Genomic DNA, 4584 nt, shown 5'->3' on the forward strand with positions numbered 1-4584 from the left:
GGGCCTTGATAAGAAACAGGCCAACTGGCTGACCCGGCATCGGTGGAGGGTCCGGGCGTAGCTACCAGCGACGCTATTATAGGGGCTGACTCACGGTGGGATGAACGACGCTGGCGGATAATCGCGGCCGCCAGCAGAACAAGGCCCAGTGCGCCAAGAACGATCGGCACAATGACCTCAATCATGGTCAGTTGCCGGGCAACAGCCGCGGACTTACGTGCCAGCTCCTCCTGACTGTGCGGTGTCACGGTGAGGTCGACGGCCAGCACCGGAAGGAGGCTGACCACCTGGCCGTCGATGGAGACACCGGCGAGGATCTTCTCATTCGCCGTTTCCTTCACGGCGAGGCCGGTCACGGTGTCGATCCATACATGCAGATCCTTGGTCACGGTGTAGTGCATCGGTATGGCATTGGGCAGGGCCGCATTCGCCGCAAGCAGTTTTGTCTGTACGTCGGCGGGCAACAACGACACCAGCGGGGTCAGCTTGTCCTTCGGCAACACGGCGGGCAGCGTGTGGCTCAGCTCGGCGTCCTGGACGGGCCCGGTCGACACCGCATGGTAGATGCCGACGCTGCGGCCGAAGTACTTGCCGTCGGCGCCCTCATAGGTCACCGGGACGGTCTGTCGTGCCACGGAATCGTAGAACTGATAAGAGTTGTCCGCCTTCGGATGTATCGGGAAGCCCACGGTGAGGCCGGACGCGGGCTCAACCTCAACGGACACGCCGGCCGGCGGCGTAGTGGCCTCGAGGGTGCTGCGGTCGACGGCATACACCTGGCTGGCCGGCAGGACGGTCGGCCCCGCGTGCAGGGTGGAATCATCATGAATGATGGCGACGTCACCGCTGGTGCTGACAACCCGGACCTGCCGTTCCATGGTGAGCGGCACATCCTTCTGCAACACGTGGGCCATGTCGCCGGAAGCGAGGGCCTTCGTGTTGAGCAGGGTTCCCGTCCCCGCGAAGTCGAACGATATGTTCGTGTCCCCGGGCAGCCTCGTCAGGATGGGCACGACCGCGAAGCGCTCGATAAGCGCCAGCGCGACCAGGAGCAACCCAGCCGTTCCCAGCAGGATGGATGAGCGTCGTAACGCCATCGGGGAATCTCCCATCGGTTCGGACCCGCAAGCCGTCCAACCTGCTTCACGGGTGGTTCTGTCGAGTCACGTAACGGCGTTTGCACCGGCAACGAGTCGCCAGCCTCGCACCTGCGCAGGTGAAGCCCCGCCGATGCAACGGCCAACCGGGCGCCCATGGTTCACAGCAGTCTGGAGCATGCACATCCATTCCGCCGCGTCCTCGGGACGGCATCGGCTGTTGTAGTGAGCACGTAGAAGGGGGATGGTACATGCCACCGACCCGACAGGCCTGCCGACAGTTCCAGGTTGCCTGCGGCACCTTCAGGCGCCCGAAGCGAGCGATTCCAGCCAGGACCCGGCGGTCCTCGACGGATCGGGATGGCGGATTCCGCCCCGGTGCCCGCGCCTTGCGATCGCGGTATCGGGACAGGCGATCGCGGTATCGGGACGGGTCCATCAGCGTCGGGTATCGATGAATACGCAGGTAGCGGGCTTGTATACGGCATAGACATTGATGGGCGTCCCGGCGCGGATCGTCGAAGCCCGCGGATCAGCCGCCGGCTCCCCCGCGGGGTAGCCGGCTCACGGCCGAGAACCATACGCCAGGTAGCGCCCGGCAGGCGCTGACACGCGCTTGAATGTGAGGACAGGAAGAAGGGAGCTCACGTGGCAGATCCGATCATCGGTACCAGCACCGAGCTGGACCCGGGCATCCGCGCAAGCCCAGAGACCCATTCGATCACCGACATCGCGGCGGCCATTTCCGCGGCCTCCCGCACCGGCCCCGGCGAGGATGTCGTCACTGTCCTGAACCACAGCCGGGGCGAGCTGGCCACACGCATGGGCATCACGATCATCGAAGCCACTCCGGACCGGATCGTCGCGACGATGCCGGTCGAGGGCAACCGACAGCCCTACGGGTTGCTCCACGGGGGCGCGTCCGTGGTGCTCGCCGAGACGGTTGGCTCACTCGCCGCGGCAATCTCACCTGCCGCGGCCGGCCGGGCGGCCGTGGGGATCGAAATCAACGCGACTCACCACCGAGCCGCGCGGTCGGGCACGGTGACGGCGACAGCCACCGCGATCCAGGTCGGCGCGACGCTCAGCACCTACGACATCCGGATCATCGATGACTCCGGTCGCCCTGTGTGTACGTCACGACTAACCTGCCTGTTTCGCGACGCTCCGCCCGGAGCCAGGCGGCAAACCGTGTAGCCAAGCCGGCGGACGGCTGCTACGGGCGGCTGCTGCCGACGCCGGTGAGCGGACACCGGTGGGACCAGCCGGATGCAAGGACTCCGATACGTCAGGCCCGCGTCCCCGGAAGAGCGGCATTGCCGCATCCCGCGGACTCACCTCGACAACGACACAAGCCACCGAGGGGTACCTGCGCACCCGCCCGAGGACGAAAGGTGCCACTCGAACCGCATTCGCCCAGGCCACGGCGGCTACAGAACAGGAACAAGCGTACCGGATGACCACCGCGCCGCCAGGACGGTCAGCTCCCACCGACACCTACAGCACGCGAACCCGGCGAATACCATAATGCCGTTCAAGCTGGCCCGGGTAACAAACACCGACAATAAATCTTCTGATTGGCCACTGGCACCGCCCGCATATTCTGCTCTCCGGTTGTCCCGCGGGGGCAGCTGGATTCGGATGATCGTCGGAGGATCGGAGGAACTGTGCGACGACGACAGGTAGTCCACGCGGCTCTCGCGGCGAGCGCGACCGCGGTGATCGGGCTGGGGATGGCCCCGGGCGTGCTTGCCAACCCGCCACAACACGGCAGGCACGGCCCAATTCTCGGTCGGTATAAACACCTCGTAGTGATCTACGAGGAGAATCACAGCTTCGACAATCTCTATGGGCGATGGGGCACGGTTGACGGCCAGCGGGTCGACGGCCTGAGGGATGCGGACAGGTCACACACGGCCCAGGTCACGCAGGACGGCAAACGCTACACTTGTCTACCGCAGAACGACGTGAATCTGACGTCGCCCAGTCCGTTGCCCACGACCTGCGTGGACGCGGCGAACGGGGTCCCCGCAAGCTATTTCCGCAACAAACCGTTCACCATCGACAGCTACATTCCGGCGAATGCCAGCACCTGCCCGGCGCCCGGGACCGCCGCGGCCAACGGTGTCCTCGCGAACAGCGCGGGCAGCGAGCCCGGTGGGTGCACCCGTGACCTGGCGCACCGTTTCTACCAGGAGCAGTATCAGATCGACGGCGGCAGGCAGGACCGTTACGTCACGGGCAGTGACGCTGTAGGCTTGACAATGGGCGTCTACAACACCAGGTCGTTGCCGATCTACAAATATCTGCACGGCGCCGAGGCCCCGCACTACGTAGTCGCCGACCACTTCTTCCAAGCCGCGTTCGGTGGTTCCTTCCTGAATCACCAGTTCCTGGTCGCGGCGCAGGCCCCGATCGACACGAGCGCCGGAGCCGGCGGCCCAGACGCGAACCTGCACTCGGTTGTGGACACCAACGGGTTCCCGACCACCTATCCGCTGTACAAGCCAACCACCACAGTGGTGCAGGACGCGCAGCTGACCCAGGCCTGCGGCCCAACCGCCAATCCCACGGTGGCCTGCGGCGACTACGCGATCAACACCATCCAGCCCACCAACACCCCGCACAGTTCCAGCACCATCAGGCTTCCGCTGATCGACGACGCCAAGTATCCGAACATCGGGGACCGGCTGAGCGCTGCCGGCGTTTCCTGGAACTGGTACTCCGGCGGCTGGGACGACGCGGAGGCGGGCCACGCCGGTCCGCTCTTCCAGTACCACCACCAGCCGCTCAACTACTTCGCCGCGTACGCACCGGGACAGCCGGGCCGGGCCCACCTACAGGACGAAACAAAATTCATTGCGGCTGCGACGAAAGGTACGTTGCCGACCGTCAGCTTTGTCAAGCCCTACGGCGCGGAGAACGAGCATCCTGGCTACGCCAGTGAGCCGGACGGTAGCGACCACCTCGTCGACCTGCTCAAGACGATCGAAAACGGGCCCGCGGGCAAGGACACACTCGTTATAGTCACCTATGACGAGTTCGGCGGTCAGTGGGACCATGTCTCCCCACCCGGCAAGGGCAGCCCCACCCAGGGGGTCTATGACCAGTTCGGACCGGGAACTCGCGTTCCGGCACTGGTGATAAGCAGCTCCCTGCCGCACTCCGGCGTCGACCACACCGTCTACGACACGACGTCCATCCTGGCAACTATCGAACGCAGTCTGGGGCTCAAGCCGCTGACCAGCCGTGACGCACATGTCGCGGACCTGTCCGGGGCGCTGCGCACCGCTGGCGCGCAGCCGGGCCGGCACGGGAAATAGTGATCATAAAACCTCCGGCGGCACAAAAAATCATGATCGCATCGTTTTTGATCAAATATTTTTTGATCAACTGAACACTGGCTCCCCGGAGGGGGGCCGCCCGCTGACCGTGCGGCGCCTCCTCCACGGTGAGGCTGGCGCCGGAGGCGCGGCGTTGGCCGCTC

General features: G+C 65.2%; 3 protein-coding genes. 2 read left to right on the top strand and 1 reads right to left on the bottom strand.

Features of this window, described 5'->3' with window-relative positions; translation table 11 throughout:
- Positions 1-1097: porin PorA family protein (locus tag MJ785_RS04535; protein WP_239313312.1), on the bottom strand; the 1097-nt coding region annotated here is incomplete at its 3' end.
- Positions 1098-1838: 741 nt separating this feature from the next.
- Here MJ785_RS04535 and MJ785_RS04540 point away from each other — a divergent pair.
- Entirely contained in the window at positions 1839-2294 is a 456-nt protein-coding gene (locus tag MJ785_RS04540; protein ID WP_370652869.1) for a hotdog fold thioesterase, read from the top strand.
- Positions 2295-2764: 470 nt separating this feature from the next.
- Positions 2765-4420 (top strand): alkaline phosphatase family protein, encoded by a 1656-nt coding sequence (locus tag MJ785_RS04545; protein ID WP_239380070.1) that lies wholly within the window; start codon positions 2765-2767, stop codon positions 4418-4420.
- Positions 4421-4584 lie beyond the last annotated feature (164 nt).

This window comes from Protofrankia sp. CiT1 (assembly GCF_917627335.1).
GTDB lineage: Bacteria > Actinomycetota > Actinomycetes > Frankiales > Frankiaceae > Protofrankia.